The organism is Deltaproteobacteria bacterium GWA2_45_12 (genome assembly GCA_001797365.1).
GTDB lineage: Bacteria > UBA10199 > UBA10199 > UBA10199 > UBA10199 > UBA10199.
Genome location: MGPH01000040.1, coordinates 1 through 19,564 on the forward strand (window position 1 = coordinate 1; position 19,564 = coordinate 19,564).

At 44.6% G+C, this 19,564-nt stretch carries 21 protein-coding genes and 4 tRNA genes; 13 read left to right on the forward strand and 12 right to left on the reverse strand.

Features of this window, described 5'->3' with window-relative positions; all coding sequences use genetic code 11:
- Positions 1-196: 196 nt before the first annotated feature.
- The 9 genes from A2048_09805 to A2048_09845 form a co-directional block, all read right to left on the reverse strand.
- Positions 197-269, reverse strand: a tRNA-Thr gene (locus A2048_09805).
- 80 nt (positions 270-349) lie between these two features.
- Positions 350-423 (reverse strand) — tRNA-Gly (locus tag A2048_09810).
- A gap of 116 nt (positions 424-539) precedes the next feature.
- Positions 540-626: transfer RNA gene (locus A2048_09815), tRNA-Tyr, on the reverse strand.
- A gap of 123 nt (positions 627-749) precedes the next feature.
- Positions 750-825, reverse strand: a tRNA-Thr gene (locus A2048_09820).
- A 270-nt stretch (positions 826-1,095) separates the two neighbouring features.
- Entirely contained in the window at positions 1,096-1,416 is a 321-nt protein-coding gene (locus A2048_09825; GenBank protein ID OGP08734.1) for a hypothetical protein, read from the reverse strand.
- Positions 1,417-1,575: 159 nt separating this feature from the next.
- Complete coding sequence (locus A2048_09830) at positions 1,576-2,286, reverse strand: orotidine 5'-phosphate decarboxylase (GenBank protein OGP08735.1); 711 nt, start codon at positions 2,284-2,286, stop codon at positions 1,576-1,578.
- Between the two features lie 4 nt (positions 2,287-2,290).
- Positions 2,291-3,550 (reverse strand): proline--tRNA ligase, encoded by a 1,260-nt coding sequence (locus A2048_09835; protein OGP08736.1) that lies wholly within the window; start codon positions 3,548-3,550, stop codon positions 2,291-2,293.
- Positions 3,551-3,590: 40 nt separating this feature from the next.
- Positions 3,591-4,982, reverse strand: a complete 1,392-nt coding sequence (locus A2048_09840) for a hypothetical protein (GenBank protein ID OGP08737.1) — start codon at positions 4,980-4,982, stop codon at positions 3,591-3,593.
- 85 nt (positions 4,983-5,067) lie between these two features.
- A complete protein-coding gene (locus A2048_09845; protein ID OGP08738.1) occupies positions 5,068-5,556 on the reverse strand; it encodes a hypothetical protein in 489 nt (162 codons plus the stop codon).
- Positions 5,557-5,621: 65 nt separating this feature from the next.
- Between A2048_09845 and A2048_09850 the strand changes: the two genes are divergently transcribed.
- The 5 genes from A2048_09850 (at position 5,622) to A2048_09870 (ending at position 11,214) form a co-directional block, all read left to right on the forward strand.
- Positions 5,622-8,342 carry a hypothetical protein gene (locus A2048_09850; protein OGP08739.1) on the forward strand — a complete coding sequence of 907 codons (2,721 nt, stop codon included), beginning with the start codon at positions 5,622-5,624 and terminating at the stop codon, positions 8,340-8,342.
- Between the two features lie 74 nt (positions 8,343-8,416).
- Positions 8,417-9,730: an inositol-3-phosphate synthase gene (locus A2048_09855; protein ID OGP08740.1), complete on the forward strand. Its 1,314-nt coding sequence runs from the start codon at positions 8,417-8,419 to the stop codon at positions 9,728-9,730.
- 42 nt (positions 9,731-9,772) lie between these two features.
- Complete coding sequence (locus A2048_09860) at positions 9,773-10,027, forward strand: hypothetical protein (protein OGP08741.1); 255 nt, start codon at positions 9,773-9,775, stop codon at positions 10,025-10,027.
- Between the two features lie 105 nt (positions 10,028-10,132).
- Positions 10,133-10,540: a hypothetical protein gene (locus A2048_09865; GenBank protein OGP08742.1), complete on the forward strand. Its 408-nt coding sequence runs from the start codon at positions 10,133-10,135 to the stop codon at positions 10,538-10,540.
- Between the two features lie 113 nt (positions 10,541-10,653).
- Positions 10,654-11,214: a dephospho-CoA kinase gene (locus A2048_09870; protein ID OGP08754.1), complete on the forward strand. Its 561-nt coding sequence runs from the start codon at positions 10,654-10,656 to the stop codon at positions 11,212-11,214.
- A 37-nt stretch (positions 11,215-11,251) separates the two neighbouring features.
- Here the strand turns inward: A2048_09870 and A2048_09875 are convergent, their stop codons facing one another.
- The 3 genes from A2048_09875 to A2048_09885 are packed head-to-tail and all read right to left on the reverse strand — an operon-like array spanning position 11,252 to position 13,947.
- Positions 11,252-11,986 (reverse strand): ABC transporter ATP-binding protein, encoded by a 735-nt coding sequence (locus A2048_09875; protein OGP08743.1) that lies wholly within the window; start codon positions 11,984-11,986, stop codon positions 11,252-11,254.
- A complete protein-coding gene (locus A2048_09880; protein OGP08744.1) occupies positions 11,983-12,795 on the reverse strand; it encodes a hypothetical protein in 813 nt (270 codons plus the stop codon). Before A2048_09880 ends, A2048_09875 begins: the two co-directional genes overlap by 4 nt.
- 30 nt (positions 12,796-12,825) lie before the next feature.
- Entirely contained in the window at positions 12,826-13,947 is a 1,122-nt protein-coding gene (locus A2048_09885; protein ID OGP08745.1) for an alanine racemase, read from the reverse strand.
- Here A2048_09885 and A2048_09890 point away from each other — a divergent pair.
- From A2048_09890 to A2048_09925, 8 genes are all read left to right on the forward strand, one after another.
- The gene (locus tag A2048_09890; protein ID OGP08746.1) at positions 13,933-14,760 is read left to right on the forward strand and encodes a hypothetical protein; all 828 of its coding nucleotides are present in this window, start codon (positions 13,933-13,935) and stop codon (positions 14,758-14,760) included. The two genes, A2048_09885 and A2048_09890, sit on opposite strands and share 15 nt — an antisense overlap.
- Positions 14,757-14,969 (forward strand): thiamine biosynthesis protein ThiS, encoded by a 213-nt coding sequence (locus A2048_09895; GenBank protein OGP08747.1) that lies wholly within the window; start codon positions 14,757-14,759, stop codon positions 14,967-14,969. Before A2048_09890 ends, A2048_09895 begins: the two co-directional genes overlap by 4 nt.
- 25 nt (positions 14,970-14,994) lie before the next feature.
- Positions 14,995-16,113, forward strand: a complete 1,119-nt coding sequence (locus tag A2048_09900; GenBank protein OGP08748.1) for a glycine oxidase ThiO — start codon at positions 14,995-14,997, stop codon at positions 16,111-16,113.
- Positions 16,114-16,188: 75 nt separating this feature from the next.
- Positions 16,189-16,959, forward strand: coding sequence for a thiazole synthase (gene thiG / locus A2048_09905; protein ID OGP08749.1), 771 nt, complete (start codon positions 16,189-16,191; stop codon positions 16,957-16,959).
- A 180-nt stretch (positions 16,960-17,139) separates the two neighbouring features.
- Entirely contained in the window at positions 17,140-18,474 is a 1,335-nt protein-coding gene (locus tag A2048_09910; protein OGP08750.1) for a phosphomethylpyrimidine synthase, read from the forward strand.
- 62 nt (positions 18,475-18,536) lie between these two features.
- Positions 18,537-18,773: a hypothetical protein gene (locus tag A2048_09915; protein ID OGP08751.1), complete on the forward strand. Its 237-nt coding sequence runs from the start codon at positions 18,537-18,539 to the stop codon at positions 18,771-18,773.
- A 69-nt stretch (positions 18,774-18,842) separates the two neighbouring features.
- Positions 18,843-19,127, forward strand: coding sequence for a hypothetical protein (locus A2048_09920; GenBank protein ID OGP08752.1), 285 nt, complete (start codon positions 18,843-18,845; stop codon positions 19,125-19,127).
- Entirely contained in the window at positions 19,111-19,326 is a 216-nt protein-coding gene (locus tag A2048_09925) for an antitoxin (GenBank protein OGP08753.1), read from the forward strand. The genes A2048_09920 and A2048_09925 overlap by 17 nt, the downstream gene beginning before the upstream one ends.
- The last annotated feature ends 238 nt before the right edge of the window (positions 19,327-19,564 follow it).

Sequence of the window (19,564 nt, forward strand, 5' to 3'; positions counted from 1 at the left end):
TCCTTTGACATATGTGTCTCCTTCTACTTTCGTAATGAGTGATGGGTGATAAGTAATAGCCCTTATCCATTACCTATAACCCTCAACTTATAAATTTAAAAACTCCCAAATCAAAAAATCAAAACTCACATTTCACATTCAAAAAATCTTTTTCCTATTCCGCATATTTCGCGGGGTGACCTTTTCCTTACCTCTGAGCCGATGACCGGAATCGAACCGGTGACCTTTTCCTTACCATGGAAATGCTCTACCAACTGAGCTACATCGGCGTTCACTTCCTTAAATTCCGATATCCGGCAAACATTTTTAAGATGTATTATCTTCTTATCTTCCATTCCGCATTCGTATGAGCGGGAGACGGGACTCGAACCCGCGACCCTCAGCTTGGAAGGCTGATGCTCTAGCCAACTGAGCTACTCCCGCGAAAATTTCCAAAAGGAAATTTTCCCTCTATTTTCTATTTTCTATTTTCTATTTTCCCATGCGGATTTTAGAAAATAGCATGAGAAAATGGAGGAAAAATTTCCTTTCGGAAATTTTTGTGGAGGGAGATGGATTCGAACCATCGAAGGCGTAAAGCCGGCAGATTTACAGTCTGCTCCCTTTGGCCACTCGGGCATCCCTCCGAAAATTTACAAAGTAAATTTTCCCTCTATTTTCTATTCTCTATTCTCTATTTTCTATTTTCCCATGCGGATTTTAGAAAATAGCATGAGAAAATGGAGGAAAAATTTCGCTTTGCAAAATTTTTGAGCCGACGGCCAGAGTCGAACTGGCGACCTACTGATTACAAATCAGTTGCTCTACCAGCTGAGCTACGTCGGCTTTATACCCACGCTCTTAAAGCCCAAGAATGGCTTAAAGAAGATTTCATCTTAAAAAAATGTCAAAGAACGCTTCTGTACCCAAATTTGAAGAGAGCAAAAATTTTAAAGCCTGCCACAAAACAGGATAAGCACCTGAAATGATGTGATAAATTTTATGAACCCTCCGGCCGAAGTATGGGGTTTGAAAAAAGTTTGTGAAAGCTATTTGAAATTCAAAACCTTGTCAAGATTTTTTGGGTAATTTTTTGGGTAATTTTACGGAAAAGATTTAGTGAAGAGTGATGCGTTGACCAAAAATACTTTCTTTCTGGAAACGGATACCTTCTTCAAGGGTGTTTAACCGATCCGGAGCCTTACTCAGAAGCTGTTCTCTGGCCCAAAAATAGAGATGTTTATGTTCATCAAGCTCGGCCATAATCTCTTCGCGACGAGAAAAAGGGATTTTATCCCCCAGATTCATTAAAGCATATTCATGCCCAAAGGCTGACTGAGTCATCATCGATTCCAAAGCCAATGTTTCATTATTAGTCTCCTCAGAAACGGGCATGAGCTGAAGATTTAAATCTTGTTTGTTAAACCCTTGTTTCATAGTGTTTCCCCACGCAATAACCTAGCAATTAGCCTGCCAAAAAAGAGGGTTTAGATTAAGTATAATACTATGATATTACTTATTTTTTTAAGAGGACCCCGGGGGAACAAAAAGCATCTGGAGGCTTCACCCCCCAAATAAAGGAAAAAGACTGAGGCCCTATTGCCTCAAATTGAGGGAATGAAGAAGGGTCCCCAAAGTTTTCATGGGGCGGGAACTTTCCGTAATGGGGCGGCCCATCACCAAATAATGACTTCCATTTTTAAGAGCTTCTTGGGGAGAAACAACGCGTTTTTGATCATGGGTGGCTTCCCCTGGGAGACGAATACCCGGAGTCACCAAACAAAATTTTTCACCCATTTTCTTCTTTAATAAGGGAGCTTCCATGGCGGAACAAACAACCCCGTCTAAACTGGCCTCTTGGGCCTTTGAAGCCAGGCTTAACACCTGCTCTTCTATAGAAAGAGAAACATTTATATCTTTAAGGTTGGATAAACTAGTCAGCACGGTCACTCCCATCAAAAGCGGGGCATGTATTTTATTTTGAGCCGCCACCTTCAAAGAAGCTTCTTTGGCTCTGGCCATCATTTCAATCCCCCCACTGGCATGGATATTAAACATCCACACACCCATGCGGGTAGCCACACTAGCAGCCTCTGCTACAGTATTAGGAATATCATGAAATTTTAAGTCGAGAAAAACACGGACATCCTGATTGACAATTTTTTCAACCAAGCGGCGGCCTCCGCTCAAAAAAAGTTCGTAACCCACTTTAAAAGCAACTCCCGTCACTTTAAGTTTATGAACCAAATTAAGCGCCTTCAGTGAAGAAGAAGTGTCAAGCGCAATGATGATGGGGTTGTGTTTCACGGATCTATATTTGTAGTTTGAATTTTAACAAGCTGATCGCTTGGTCTAATTGCACCAATTCTTTTTGCCCGGTTTTTCTGTTCTTTATTTCAACCTCGTTTTTTTCCAGACCACGATTTCCAATGGTGAGTTGAAAAGGAATGCCGATCAAATCCATGTCATTAAATTTGACCCCCGCGCGTTCGTCGCGGTCGTCCCACAAGACATCCATATTTTGTGAACCAAGCTCCTTGTAAAATTTTTGGGCCACTTCCACCACGCGACCTTCAACCCCCAAGCTGATAATGGCCACCTTGTAAGGAGCCAGGGCCACCGGCCAGATCATCCCTTTGTCATCATGGTTTTGTTCTATGGCTGCGGCGGCTGTGCGACCCACCCCAATGCCATAACATCCCATCACACAAAGCTGTTCTTTCCCGTGTTCATCCAGATAAAAAGCCTTCATTGTTTTGGAATATTTCGTCCCCAAATAAAAGACCTGCCCCACTTCAATGCCACGATAAGCTTTCATGGTGCCTTTCCCGCAACGGGTACAGGTTTCATTGTCTTTGCACTCAGCCTTTTCAATATTGGCCGCATAATCACAGCCTGAGCACCCTACAATGGCGTCTTCGCCTGATTCTGCCAAAACCTGAAATTCGTGTGACAAGGTTCCGCCGATGTTTCCGGTAACGGCTTCAACAGCGCGGTAGGTAAGTCCGCATCGCGAAAATATTTTGGTGTAGGCATCGTAATAAACCTTGTATGTTTTTTGGGATGCTTCTTCGTCACGGTCAAACGAATAACAGTCCTTCATGATAAACTCACGGCCCCGCATCAACCCAAAACGGGGGCGCACTTCATCACGAAACTTGGTCTGTATCTGATACAGGCTTGTGGGTAACTGGCGATAGGAACGGAGTTCCTTGCGGGCAATATCAGTAATGACTTCCTCGTGGGTTGGCCCCAGACAAAAATTATTTTCGTGTCTGTCTTTCAAGCGCAAAAGTTCCTTGCCATAAACATCCCAACGGCCGGAGTCTTGCCACAATTCAGCGGGCAGCACCATGGGCATGAGCAATTCCTGGGCCCCCACGGCATTCATTTCTTCACGAATGATGCGCTCGATGTTTTGAATCACCTTAAAACCCAGGGGTAAATAATTATAAATACCGGCGGCTACTTTACGTATGAAACCCGCACGCATCATGAGTTTGTGGCTGACAACCTCGGCATCAGCCGGGTTATCCCGAAGGGTGGGCATGAGAAGTTTGGATACAAGCATAGAGGCTGTTTAACAAAAGATTGAAGAGAGGATCAAGTTTTTAAACAAGGGGATGGCTTTTTCTTTTTCTGAACAAAAAAATCATCCCCCAATAAAAAAGAAAAATAAAACCATAGCCCTCCTTGGTTTGGGAATAAGGATGTAACGAGCAAGCAAGATTCTGCGCAAAGGCATCGGAACTTGTACTATCCCCTGTTTCCGTGGTTCCCCCGGTGGAGGTTGTGGTGACATTTCCCAGGGCCAAAACACCGCCGTTGGCCGAAGTATTTACAGCGATGGTTTCGATGGTTTCCGTATCAATGGTGTCAATTTGGCTACTGGTACAAGGGGAAACAGAGGAGCTTCCCGTAAAACTAGAATTAATCGCCCTGACAACAATTTGATATTCTTGGGCCGGATCAAGCCCCCTAATCACAAAATCACCACAGTCACTTTCACATTCGCCACTGTCCTGGGTGTCATCATCATCATTATCATCGGCAGCAACCGCATTGACTCCAGAAATGGCACTAATCACATCACTTGCCACAACATTATCGGAACCATCAATTTGTTGGGCCTGAATATCGGCACACCGCAGAGGATCACCATCTTCATCTAACAAAGTCCCCGTCACCCTAAATGATGAGGCCTCCAAATTGGCCAAACCATAAAGATTAAGAATGGCTACTTCGTCATCCCGTTTTAAAATCTTCTGTTCTTCTGCGTCTACCACGGAAGGATACATGGTCACCTTGTCGCAATCATTATCCACATCATCATCACAATCACCGGCATCGCTCCCCACATAAACAGTGCTATGATCCAGTCCCAATAAATGCCCCAATTCATGAACAAGGGTAAATTCAAGGACATCGTCATCATCAATAAAAGAAGAATCACAATTAATGACCATTTGCCCATCGACTATTTCCGTTTCGTCATCGGAATAACCAACAGCTCCTGCAAAACCAAGGACGTTGTTTGCCGCAGCACTACTAAGATTGAGGGCATCCTCGGTAATTTCCCCCGTTTCATCAAAAATAACCGGGGTTAAATCATCTCCCAAACCTTCGGTATTATCATCATCCACATAAAAATTAAGATAGTTGTCCACGGTCACATCATTTCCGGGAGCATCCGTATCCAAAGATCCTTCGGTAATGGTGATGGTTAACGAAACACCGGAAACCGAGGTCCATTTGTCGGCTGCCGCTTCAAGAAGATCGATGATTTCGGCATTGGTCAAATCGCCGCAATCTCCGCTTTCGGGATGAAGGGTAACCGTGCCGTCCCATGCCGATGATGTGCCGTCAGGCGCCACATGAATGGGACCTGCCGCCCAAAGGGGAAACGAAACAAAAAAACAAAGAGCTCCAAAAACCCAATAAAAAAAATGAAAAGTTATTTTCATAATGGCAAGTAACCCTTCGACGGAGCTCAGGGTGTCCAACTTTTATAAGGACAATTCATAAATTACCCCTAATTGGACATGGTGAGCCTCGTCGAACCATGACTCTGTATTTATAAGACCAATTCTAGTTTTTAAGCTGTTTTAAAATACGTTCTTTAAAAATGTCGTAATTGTTCGTGGGCTCATCCCCACTTTTTGCTTTGGGAGAAGGTTGAGTCATGAACCATTTTTCATCTTTTAATGTCAATTCGTAAACCCCCTCAGAAACTCCCACGGGGGACACAAGCCCCGTACGCGAATTTTCCTCCGACAAAAAAAGAAGATAGGTCTTGCCCATTTCATAACCAGGGACATTTTTGCCCTGTTTGAACAAATAGGTTGTGCCACAGATTCCCTTGAGACATTCCTCAATCTGAAACTTGTAATAAATAACCCGCTTTTTGCTTTCATAAGCATCGTCTTCAATGGCTCTATCGATGACAGTTCCCTTGAAAATGAGATGGGCACGGGAGACGGCATCTTCAAACAAAGTGGGCATAACCGTAAATGCAAGAACCTTAAAAGAACTCAATAAAAGAAAGGTGAATAAAAAGAATGGAAACTTGCGTGCCATATAACTCCTTGTTTGACGAAAAAATATAAACGTGTCAAATGTAGCAAGGTTTTTTCTTACTTGCAATGAAAGGTATTTTAAAAAAAATAGGTCTTTTATCTCTTCTGATTGTCATCGCTTTTGCCGCTTTCAAGGCTTATAGCCTTGTTCCCCTTAAAAACCTTGAACTGAAACCAAAAACCTACGACGCCATCTATCGTATAGAACGGGCTCAAAGCTTGGTCGGACGTTTTTATTATGACCCTTCCCGAATCCATCCTTTAAAAATGCTTGAAGAAGGGATGAATAATTTGGCGGGCAAAATTCCCGAATTGCTCGTTGATTTTTCAGGCCATAATCTGACCCTTTCCTTGGGAAATAGTCACGAAACGATTCATATCAAAACGTTGAAATCACTTTACGATATTCTTGATTCCGTATCCCAAGCTTTCTCCTTCTTGCAAAAAAACTACAAAGGGGATGTTGATTCTGAAAACAGAGAATATGCCTTTATTGAGGGGATGCTTAAACCACTCGATCCCCATTCCAATCTATTTACCCCTGAAGATTTTCGCGAATTCAAAACACAAACAGAAGGTGAATACGGGGGCATTGGCATTGTCGTGGGCACACGCGATGATGAACTAACAGTGATCGCCCCCCTTCCTGATACCCCCGCCTCTGAAGCTGGGCTGGAAACCGACGATAAAATCACCCAAATTGACCAACGCTCCACTATTAACATGCCCATCAACGAAGCCGTCGATTTGTTGCGTGGAAATATCAATTCAAAAGTCACCCTCACCATTCAGCGAAAAAACAAGGAACCTTTTGACGTCATGCTGACTCGCCGGAAAATTATTATTCAAAGCATTGATTCAAAGGTGGTCAAACTTGATAGCAAGCGTCTGGGAATTTTGGCCGTACGTAGTTTTCAGGAAGACACTTATAAAGACGCTCTCAAAGCACTTAAAAACATGGCACATGAAGGAAGTTTAAACGGCCTGGTGATTGACTTGCGAAACAACCCCGGTGGCCTTTTGGACCAATGCCTTGCCTTAGCCGACAAATTTTTAAACAAGGGGGATCTGCTTTACACGGCGGGGGCCAACAACGAAGACGAACAAGTCAATCCGGCCACCTATGATCATGACGACCTCACCGACATTCCCATCATCGTTTTGGTCAACGGGGGTTCTGCCTCGGCCTCTGAAATTGTGGCGGGTGCGCTTCAGAACAACAACCGTGCCCTCGTCATGGGCACGCAAAGCTTTGGCAAGGGCTCGGTTCAGTCCGTCTTCACCTTAAAAGACGATGCCTCTGTCAAGCTCACCATTTACCAGTATTTAACGCCAGGGCATGTTTCAATTCAGGCCGTGGGCATTACCCCGGATGTATGGCTTGAATCCATCCATCTTGAAAAAGATGCCTTTGATTTAAAAGCAGACAAAAGAATCTCGGAAAACATGCTTGAAGAACACCTGGAAAATTCCAAATACATCCAAAAATCGGATCCCGCCTATTTCATGGATTATTTTGAGGCCGCCAAGCCGGAAAACACTTCTGAATACACGACAAAAATTGATGAAGACAAAGATTATCCCCTAAAACTGGCCCTGGACATTCTTTCCAAAACACATTCGATCAATCGCCAAAACATGCTGACCGAAGCCCTGTCTCTTTTGGATGAAGAAAAAACAAAACAGCAAAAACAGATTATTGAAAACCTGAAATCTTTCGATATTGACTGGTCCAAAAAAGAAAAAAACCAGAATCCCGTTTCCTTTAAACACGATTCCGGTTTTTATGTTTCCACTCCTGAAAACAAGGTTTCAACACTTAAAGCCGGCAATGAAGTTACCTGGAATCTTTCCCTGCAAAATACCTCTAAAAACAGTTCCGAACAGGTGTTGGTTGTTGTGAATGCAGAAAACCCCCTTCTTGACCAACGGGAATTTGTCTTTGGCCGCATTAATTCCCTTGAAACAAGGAAGGCACAAATCACATTCAAAATTCCTGAAAACATGGTGTCGCTTGATGAAGAAGTAAAACTTGATATCTTTAGCGCAAATATTGAGATGACCACTCTCACCGTTCCTGTCACGATGCAGGCAAAGGAACATCCTCTTTTTGTCGCGTGGTTTCATATGGAAGATGGTCAAAACCCGGATTCTCAAGGAAACAAAAATGGCATCGTTGATCCTGGCGAAACCATCAAGTTAGGGGTTGACCTAACCAACGACTCAAATGCCGAGGCTAAAAATGTGACCGTCAACTGGCGTAATCTTGAAGGGGCCAAAGTAAAACTGGTGAAAGGACGTGACTCTTTGGGGGAATTGGCTCCCCATCAAACCAAACAGGCTGCGGGCCTAATTGAAGTGCCCGCCACAACCCTTCAACCCAGCATTAAAGTGGAAATGTCCGCTGTGGACAGACCCTCGTTTGCCTCTTTCTTTAGTACCCTTACCATCCCCTTGGGCCCCAAACCAACAGCCAGTTTTTCTCCGGCCTTAAATACGGTTCAAAAACAACCCATCATCACTATTACACAGACAAAAATCTCTTCTGACCGCACTTCCTTCCATGTAAAAGGGGAAACATCCGATGATCAATCATTAAAAGATCTGATGATTTTTTTGGGAACAAAAAAAGTTTTTTACCGTTCGTCAAACCATAACACCTCTCTTCAATTTGACATGGATATCCCCCTAAACAAGGGGCTTAACGTGATTTCCGTACAGGCCCGTGATGAAAACCTGCTTACTCAAACAAAAATTCTTTCCATTATGGGGCCACCAAAAAACTAAATGATAGTTGCCTTTTCAAAAAAGGGCGTGATATAGGGGCAAATCCTTAATTTTAGAACAAAGGGTTTTTCTTTATGACACAACAAATAAATATTCAAAAAGCGGAAGGAAAATTGGGTATTCTTCTTGTGGGGCTTGGAGCTGTATCCACCACCTTTATTGCCGGAGTTGAAGCTGCCAAAAAGAAGGTTCGTAAACCCATCGGTTCTCTTACCCAAATGGGCAATATCCGCCTTGGAAAACGTACCGAAAACAAAACCCCCATGGTCAAAGATTTTGTCCCCTTGGCCAAACTTGAAGACATCGTTTATGGTGCCTGGGACTTGTTCCCTGATACCGGTTACGAAGCAGCCCTTAAAGCAGGGGTTATTCCAAAAGATTTATTGGTTCAAATTAAGGACGATTTATCCGAATTGACTCCCATGCCTGCAGTTTTCGACAAAAATTTCATCCGTAAATTGGAAGGGAGTAATGTCAAAAACATTCCCAACAAAATGGATCAGGCCACAGCTGTTATTAAAGATATCGAAAATTTCAGAACTAAAAGCAAGGTCAACCGCCTTACCATGATCTGGTGCGGATCCACTGAAGCTTATTGCACCATTCAACCAGAACATAAATCGATCAAGGCTTTCGAAGAAGCTCTTAAAAATAACAGTCCGAATATTCCCCCCAGCATGATCTATGCTTATGCCGCCATTAAATGTGGCATTGGTTATGCCAACGGAGCTCCCAACTTGACAACGGACTGCCCTGCCATTCTGGATTTGGCAAACGAGCACAAAGTGCCTGTGTCCGGAAAAGATTTCAAAACAGGCCAAACTCTCATGAAAACCATTATTGCCCCCGGGTTGCGTGCCCGTTATCTGGGAATTAGTGGATGGTTTTCCACCAATATTTTGGGAAACCGTGACGGTGAAGTGTTGGATGATCCCGCCAATTTTAAAACCAAGGAAGAAAGCAAGCTTGGAGTGCTCGACACTATTTTGCAACCCCACCTCTATCCTGATTTATATGGCGACTTATACCACAAGGTTCGTATTGAATATTATCCCCCTCGCCGTGACAACAAAGAAGGCTGGGACAATATCGACCTGGTTGGATGGTTGGGCATGCCCATGCAATTGAAAATCGATTTCCTCTGCCGCGATTCGATTCTGGCAGCTCCCCTTGTGCTTGATCTGGTTTTGTTTATGGACCTGGCTCAACGCGCCGGTCTGAAGGGCATCCAGGAATGGTTATCCTTCTATTACAAATCCCCCATGACGGCTGAAGGGTTATACCCAGAACACAATCTGTTCATCCAGGAAATGAAACTAAAAAACACCCTGCGTTACATGATGGGTGAAGAGCAAATCACTCATTTAGGATTGGATTATTATCAGTAGGGACCCCGTATCGCGGGGTCCCTACCTCGTTTTGAAATCCGTATGCCTTACTACGAATATCAATGTACCAAATGCAAAAAAACTTTTGAGTACCTTCAAAAAATAAGCGATACCCCCAAGAAAAAATGTGAGAAATGCGGGAGCAAGCTTAACAAGCTCATTTCCAATACGGCCTTTCAACTTAAAGGCAGTGGATGGTATGCCGACGGCTACTCAAGCAGCAAAAAAACAACGGCCGAAACAAAGCCGGCACCCAAGGCAGAAGCCAAACCTGCAGCTAAAAAATCGGATGTGTAGGGGCACCGCTTGCCCTGCACTATATGGTGTCAGGGCTTGCCGCGCCCATGTCCCTCGTGTTAATCTAATTTCCACGTGATCTTCAAAAAATCGCCAGAATCAAAGATGAGCAAAGCCTTAAAAAAAGGGGATAAGCATTTTTCAAAAGGTGAGTTTGACAAGGCCTATATTCATTATAGGCAGGCCCACTCGGCCAAGCCCACTCCCGAAACTTTGGACAAACTCATTACTTCCCACAAACAAAAAGAAGCCAAATGGACCGAGGAAGATTTTTTGGAAAACCTCACCCTGACCATGCAAAAACAGGAAATGGAAAACCCATCCATCAAACGTGTGCATGCACGTTTTGATGAAGATTTTAAAAAAGTCACCGAACTGATTAAAAAGATACTGATCCAAAATGATGAAGAAGCTGAAATCACCCTGAATGAAATCGTCGCTTATGGAGAAAAAGCCCTTTACCCGCTTCTTGATTTTATCGTGGCCATAAAGAAAAAAACAAAACCGGAATGAAAAAAAATCATTCACAACCAAAAGCAAAACCATCACCACCTCATTCCCATCAATCACCCCAAATCATCGGGCTTACAGGAAGCATTGCCTCAGGCAAGAGCACTGTCTCCCAAATGATCCGGAAAAAAGACATTCCTGTTATTTGCGCTGACCTCTTGGCACGTAAGGCCCTTGATCCTCACACCGAAGCTTCCCAAAAAGTACGTGCCCTTTTTGGGAAAGAAATCATCTTAAGGGATGGAAGTATTAATCGGAAAAAACTGGCCAATCTTGTATTTGGGAATAAAAACAATCTCGAAAACTTGAATTCAATCGTCCACCCTGAAGTATTGCAGATGATCAAAGACAAAATCAACGTCTTGGTCAAAGAAGGCTACCGGCTCATCATTTTGGACATTCCGCTGCTTTTTGAAGCCAAGCTTGACAAATTATGTGACAAAACGGTGGTTGTTTACTCACCGCACAAACAAATTGAAGAACGATTAAAAAAAAGAAACGGATATTCAGACCAGGAAATCCAGAAAAGAATTGCTTCTCAAATGGACATCGAAAAAAAGAAAACAAGGGCCGATTTTGTCATTGATAATTCAGGAACGCTGGAAGAAACAAGAAAGCAGGTGAAGGATTTGATTGGATTGCTAGTCGCTCGTTACTCGAGGACTCGTCGCTCGTAAAGCCTTGACTCCGCATTACGAGCGACGAGCCCTCGAGCTACGAGCACTCCGCCTTCCCTTCCAAAAAACTCTTCACAAAGGGAATTTTGGATGAACGAAAAGAAGCCTCATTCCCTTCCAGAATAATTTGCCCCTCATGAAGCATGGCTACTTTATCTGCAATGCGAAAGGTGGCTTGGATATCGTGGCTGATCACCACCGAAGTGATTCCCAGTTCTTTTTGCGTGTTTAAAATAAGTTGATTGACCGCATCGGTGGCCAGAGGGTCCAAGCCCGTGGTGGGCTCGTCGTACAAAAGAATTTTGGGTTTTAAAACCAGGGCACGGGCCAAACCAACGCGTTTTCTCATTCCGCCTGAAAGTTCACCCGGCATTTTCGCATCCACATTTTTCAACCCGACCAACTGGAGCATGGCATGCACTTTTGTTTTGATTTCCTGGTCTGTAAGAGAAGTGTGTTCTTTTAAAGGAAAGGCCACATTGTCATAAACATTCATCGAATCAAAAAGGGCCGCATGCTGAAAAAGCATTCCAAATTTTTTACGCATTTCTTTAAGTTGTTTTTCATCAAGCTTTGAAAGAGGGGTTCCATCTACAACAACATCTCCCGCATCGGGCTTTAAAAGCCCGATCATGTGCTTTAACAAAACACTTTTGCCCGTACCGCTGGGACCAATAATCACCGTGATTTTTTCCCTGGGAATTTTCAAACTAAGATCCCAAAGAACACGATGTTCCCCGAAGTTTTTTTTAAGTTTAACAAGTTCAATCATTTGGGTTTAATAATAAATTCCAGGATCCACTGGGTTAAAAAATAATCCGAAACCAACACAACAACCGAGGCAATAACAACAGCCCTTGTCGTGGCCAAGCCCACCCCGCGAGCCCCATTTTTGGTATGAAACCCCTGATAACAGCAAATCAAAGCCAGTAAAAAACCAAAAATAACAGCCTTGATAAGCCCCGCGTACAAATCCTTGGCATCCACATAAAATTCAAGGCGGGACATAAAGGGCCCTTCTGAAATATCGAGCAATCCCACGGCCACAAGGTAGGCTCCCACCATGCCGACAAAATTGAAAAGGATGGTAAGCATGGGCACCATCAATACAGAGGCCACTACACGGGGAACCACCAAATAATGAAAAGGATCCACCGCCATGCTTTCAAGCGCATCCATTTGCTCTGTCACACGCATGGTGCCAAGTTCAGCGGCCATCCCCGAACCCATGCGGGCGATCACCATCAAGGCGGTAAACACAGGAGCAATTTCACGCGTTAAAGAAAGCCCCACCGTAGAACCCACCAGGGTTTCTGCATTAAACAGGCGAAAGGCATACCCTGTTTGCAAAGCAAAGACCGCCCCCGTAAAAAAACTGACCAACAAAATAATAGGGGTTGAACCAATGCCAATTTCACTCATGTGTTCGATAAAGATTTTCTGGCGAAAAGGTTTTTCCCTGAGCCAACGAAAAAAACGGCCGGCAAATTCGGCGTAACTTCCAACAACAGAAAAAAATTTTAAAACAAACGACATAATCACATTTTCGTAGGGGCGCCGCTTGCCGCGCCCGTTACCCAATTTGGGCGCAGCAAGCGGCGCCCCTACGGATCACAGATAAAATCTCGGCACCCTGGCCGAAATGCCGCAAAAAATTTCATACGAAATCGTCTCGGCCCATTTGGCTATTTCTTCAGCCCTTATTTCTTCAGCCCCCTGACGGCCCATTACCACCACCTCATCCTCCATGGCCACACCGGATACATCAGTGACATCCAGCATGGTGAGATCCATACATACTCTTCCTGCAATGGGCACTCTTTTTCCTTTAAGGAGCATGCTTCCCCTGTTTGAAACAAGCCTTGGCAAACCATCGGCATAACCTATGGGAACAACGGCAATGAGACTTTCTCGTTCTGTTCTAAAGGTTCCTCCATAACTGATCGAAGAACCCATGGGATATTTTTTAAGGCTGATGATTCTTGTTTTTAAAGACATCACAGGCAAAAGATCTGCTGCTTTTTGCTGGCGTGGATTCGGATAAGCCCCGTAAAGCATGATTCCCGGACGCACCCACATTCCAGACATTGCCCGCCCATCCATAAGGGCGGCTGAATTACACACGTGATAAACTTTGACATCAGGTCTTTGGGAAAAAACAAATTGCCTTATCTCTTCAAAAATCTTTAATTGGCTTTCGGTAAAACTTTGATCCGGCTCATCAGCGCGCGCCAGGTGGGTAAATAGCCCTTCCACTTTTACTTTTGGATTTTTGGCCAAAACCTGGAGCAGATGCTTGGTATCTTCAGGCAAAAGACCAAGCCTTCCCATGCCCGTATCCATTTTTATATGGACCGGAATTTTTTTACTTCTTTTTAAAACAAATTTTCCCCATCGGGCCACTTCATCTGGGTGATGAAGAATGGGTGTTAATTTGTAGGCCTCAAAAACAGCAAGTTTTTTTGAAAGTAAGCCCCCCAAAACAAAAATAGTTCCCTTCAATCCTGATTTCCTTAGTTCAATACCCTCTTCTATCGTGGCTACCCCAAAATGGCGAGCTCCACACTTCCAAAGGGCTTTTGCACATGCTATGGCTCCATGCCCATACGCATTGGCCTTGATAATGGCTAACATGGTTACATCCGGGGGCACTTTTTGTCGGGCTTGCTTCCAATTAGACCCAAGGGCTTTAAGATTGATCTCGCAAATTGTGGGACGATGATTCAAAGACATTTTCTTGAACCTTACGAAAAAATTTTTTATGTTACAATTCTTAAATCAATGAATGAAAACTTCATCCAATTTATTGGCCATTCAAGTGCTCTTGTTCATCTTGATGGCATCACACTGACTGTCGACCTCAATCTGTCTTCAAGAGTGGGAGGGCTTTTCAAACGCCATGGTACGATAGGTTTGGACCTAAACAATTTGCCAAAAGTAGATGCCTTTTTGGTCACCCATGCCCATTACGACCATTTGGATATTTTTAGCTACAAGTACTTTGATCAAAAAATTCCTTTTATTGCTCCTGTTGGGTTTGCCAGTCTTATCAATAAATTTTTACACAACCCCGTTATCGAACTTGAATTAAACAGCAAACATTTTGTGAATAATGTCGCGATAAGTGCCATCCCCACACAACATTATGGTTTTAGAATTTCAGGGCTTAACTACACGAAGTGCAATGGTTACATTATTCAATGTGCTGACCATACGGTTTATCATCCGGGGGATACGGGCTATGGCCCCCATTTTAAGCAAATTGCCGACATGTTTTCGATTGATGTTGCTTTTTTGCCCATTGGAGCCTTCGAGCCCCGTAGCTTGCTTGGGCACCAACATTTAAATCCACAGGAAGCCCTTCAAGCCTTTGAAGATTTGCATGCCAAGGTCATGGTTCCCATCCACTGGGGGGCTTTTCGGCTTGGAATGGAACCCATTGACGAACCTTTAAGAAGATTGAAAGCTCTTTTGGAAAACAATCCCCTTAAAGACAGGGTCAAAATCCTTCAACCGGGGGAAAAATTAGAGTTGGGATCTCTATGAATTTTATTTCGTGCCTCATTAATGGGCAACCACAAAGACTTCCCCAAGGGCTTAATGTCGAACAATTATTAAAACACCTCCATTGGGAACAAAAAAAGAATCTTGCCATTGCCATCAATGGTGAAGTAGTCCCCGGATCAGCGCATTCCAGCACGGTTGTTAAAGAAAACGACCGTATTGAAATTATTACTCCCATGGCGGGGGGATAATGCCCAAAAAAGATTATCCTGAATAATGTCACAAGAACCCATTATTATTGGAGCGGGTGTCATCGGTCTTTCCATTGGCTGGCATTTAACCCAGTTGGGATTTAAGCCCCTTGTCATTGATCAGGGTTTGGCGGGCCAGGAAACAAGTTGGGCCGCCGCCGGTATGGTCACTCCTGCTTCGGAAATCCGCTTTGGTGAAAAACATCTGACTGATTTTTTCCTGGATGCCCTGCACGCTTATCCAGCCTTTGTTTCTGCCATCGAAAAAATTTCAGGAATTAAAACCGACTTTCAACAAAACGGATCCCTTTTGGTCGCCATTGATGTAGACGATGAAGCCGAATTAACGCGTATCTACGACTATCAAAAAGAATTGGGGCTTGATGTTTCATGGCTCAGCGAAGAACAAGCCCTTCTAAAAGAGCCTCTTTTATCAAAAGGATGCCATGGGTTTGTCAATGCTCCGCATGAATGCCATATCGATAATCGTAAACTGACCCTGGCCTTGGCCAAAGCCTTTGAAGTCGGCGGAGGAAAACTTGTTGAATCCAAAAAAGTGGAAGCTCTTCATGTTGAAAATGGAAGAGTCAAAGAAATAACCGTCGGCAACGAAACCATGGCCGCCACCTGTGTTGTTCTGGCGACGGGAACAAGATCAAATATTAAAGGGTTGCCCGAAATTTTAAGCCAAATTTTACGTCCCATCAAAGGCCAGGCCCTATGTTTACGCCATGGGGATACCCCCACTCTTAAACATGCCGTGCGCACCATTCATCGGTATCCGGTTTATTTGGTGCCGCGGGCCGATGGACGGCTGATTATTGGAGCCAGTAACGAGGAAAAAGGTTGGGACGCCCTTCCCACCGCAGGCAATATGCTCGACTTAATTTATGGCGCCTGGAAAGTACTGCCCCTGGCCTACGAAATGGAATTTGTCGAAACATGGGTGGGCCACAGGGCCGCCACACGCGACCACAGCCCTGTGGTGGGTCCTACCGAAATTGAAGGCCTTTATACAGCCTTGGGGATGTACCGGCACGGCATCATGCTCTCCCCTTTGGTGGGAAAAATCATGGCTGAAAGGATTGCAAAGGGTGTTGAATCAAAATATGAATCTTTTTTGAATTTGAAACGGTTTTTGTAAATCATGGGCCCTGAGCGGAGTCGAAGGGACAGGGTGCTTCGACTCCGCTCAGCAACCGGCATTCAAAAATAAATCATGCTCACCATCGCCAAAAAATCTTTTGATTCGCGGCTTCTGTTAGGAAGCTCGGGCTATCCCACGCTGAAACATTTGGAGGATGCCCTTAAAATTTCAGGAAGCCAAATTGTCACCGTGGCCATTCGTCGCATTTCCCTTGAATCAGAAAGTGCCGGGGACAGCCTGATCAAAGTTTTATCCGAGAATCATTATTTCCTTTTACCCAATACAGCCGGCTGTTACACGGCCGAGGAAGCCATTTTAACAGCCAAGCTTTCCCGCGAAGCCCTTAAGACAAACTGGATCAAACTGGAAGTAATTGGCGATTCTTATTCCCTTTTTCCTGACAACGAACAATTGCTCAAAGCAGCCCGTACTTTGATTAACGATGGGTTTGTCGTACTTCCTTATTGCAATGACGACCCCATTGTGTGTAAAAAACTGGCTGATCTTGGATGTAGTGCCGTCATGCCTTTGGGCGCTCCCATCGGTTCAGGCCAGGGAATACGTAACCCTCATAATCTGGAATTAATACGTAAAATGGTTTCTGTGCCCATGATTGTGGATGCCGGCGTGGGCACTGCTTCCCATGCGGCCTTTGCCATGGAGCTGGGAGCGGATGGGGTTTTAATGAACACCGCCGTTGCCAAGGCCAAGGATCCGGTAAAAATGGCCCTGGCCATGAAAAACGCGGTGGAAGCCGGCCGCCTTGCCTTTGAAGCGGGAAGAATTCCCGAGAAAAAATTTGCCACCCCCTCCACACCGGATCGGGGAAAAATTGTTTTGTGATTTTTATGATACCCGTATTATCCCCTCTCCCTTGTCCCGCGTAGCGGGATTCCGGTACACGGAAAGGGGAGAGGGTTCTAAGCACTCGTTCCCACGCTCCTGCGTGGGAACGCAAAAACAGACGCTCTAGCGTCGAAAAATGGCGTTCCCACGGTAGACCGTGGGAACGAGGAAAAAATTATGCGCACCCCCTGGATTCAAAAAAGAAAAAACGAGGCCACTCCCACACAAATTTTTTATGCCCGCCAAGGTCTTATTACGGAGGAAATGATTCATGTGGCCAAGCGCGAAACTCTTGACCCTGAATTTGTACGCCAGGAAATAGCCCGCGGTCGCATGATCATTCCTGCCAATAAAAATCATACCAATCTGGAACCCATGGCTATTGGCGTGGGGTCGCTTTGCAAAATCAATGCGAACATCGGTAACTCCGCCGTCACCTCGAAGATCGAAGAGGAATTGGCCAAACTCCACCGCGCCGTGCACTTGGGTGCGGACACCGTGATGGATCTTTCAACCGGTGGCAACATCCCTGAAATCCGCCAGGCCATTATTAAGGCAAGCCCCGTACCCATTGGCACCGTTCCCATTTATGAGGCCTTAAGCCGTGTCAAAAGAGTAGAAGACCTCACCATCGAAATCATGCTTGAAGTCATCGAAGAACAGGCCGAGCAGGGAGTCGATTACATGACTATCCACGCCGGCGTGTTGGGAGAGTTTTTGCAATACATTCCCAAACGCATCACGGGCATTGTCAGCCGCGGCGGCTCGATGATGGCCCAGTGGATTGCGCACCATCACCGAGAAAATTTCTTGTACGTTCACTTCGACCGCATCTCCAAAATTTTAGCCAAGCACGATGTGAGCTATAGCTTGGGCGATGGCCTCCGCCCCGGCTGTTTGGCGGATGCTTCAGACGCCGCGCAGTTTGGGGAGCTCCGAGTTTTAGGAGAATTAACGATGAAAGCCTGGGAAAAGAATGTGCAAGTGATGGTTGAAGGCCCGGGCCATGTTCCTGTCGATCAGATTGAAATGAACGTGAAAAAACAAATGGAAGTCTGCCATGAAGCGCCCTTTTATGTTCTTGGCCCCTTGGTGACCGATGTAGCGCCGGGTTATGATCACATCACTTCCTCCATCGGAGCGACAATCGCCGGAACAGCCGGTACCGCAATGCTCTGCTATGTTACTCCCAAGGAACACTTGGGGCTTCCCAACGCCGAAGATGTGCGTCAGGGCGTTATTGCCTACAAGATTGCAGCCCATGCCTCTGACATTGCACGCCACCGTCCCTTTGCCCGTGACCGTGACGATGCCCTTTCAAAAGCCCGTTATGCCTTCGACTGGAAAAAACAGTTTGCCCTTTCGCTCGACCCTGAAACCGCCGAAAAAATGCACGACGAAACCCTTCCCCAAGAAGGTTTTAAAGACGCCCCCTTCTGCTCGATGTGCGGCCCCAAGTTTTGCAGCATGAATATTTCACAAAAGATTGAGACGTTTGAGATTGCGGTATAGAAGCGGTCCCCGAGCGAAGTCGAGGGGCCTGTCCCTTCGACTCCGCTCAGGGACCAGCAAATATGTATTACCTCTTCTACAAAGTTCACAACAAAGACATCGCCATGATCAAGTTCTTGATCGAGGCCTATGAGAACATGATGGATATTTCCACCATCGACAGAAACCTTCCCAAAATTCAGATAAGCTGCGCCAAAGATTATTTAGACGATTGCAAGGCCATCATCGCTGACCTTCAAACCCGTTTTGAAATGATAAAATTAGATGAACCCCACGATAGGTCGCAGGGGAATTATTAAATCAAACAAAATTAGCATTTTCATAGAATTTTATTGTACTATAGATAATATCTATATAAAATATAGACCATGCTTCGGTTCGAATGGGATGAGGTCAAGAATAAATACAATCGATATAAACATGGAGTGTGGTTTGAAGAAGCCCAAAGCGTTTTTGACGATCCCTTAAGTCGCGTATTTCTTGATCCAGAACATTCCGCCGAGGAAGACCGTTTTCTAATTCTGGGCATGAATTCTGACTCACGGCTTCTTGTTGTTGTTCATTGTTATAGGGAGTCCGATGCAACCATCAGGATCATATCGGCCAGAAAGGCCACCAAAAAGGAGGTTAAATTCTATGAAGAAGGAATATAACTTTTCAAAAATGAAAGAACTGAAAAACCCTTACGTAAATAAGAAAAAAGCAGTGGGAATCAACTTAAGTCCCGAGGTCATTGATTACTTCAAAAAAATTGCAGAAAAGACTCGGATTCCTTACCAAAAATTAATTGACCTCTATCTCTTAGACTGCGTCAAACACCGTAAAAAAATCTCCTTAAATTGGGCCGCATGAAAAGAGATTCAACAACAGGGCAACAATTAACCAGTTATTTTAGCTCACCTCATAAGACACACAAACATTTTCACTCCAGCGCAATTTTCCTTTTTTCAATCGATCAAGTTGATCCTTTCGTTTTTTCAAGTCAGCAACAATGCCATCGTATTTTTTCTGTTTACTAGGAGCCTGTCGGAATAATCATTTTCTTACTCATGATTTTTTCCAGACTCTGATTTTTTCGTGAACTCATTGT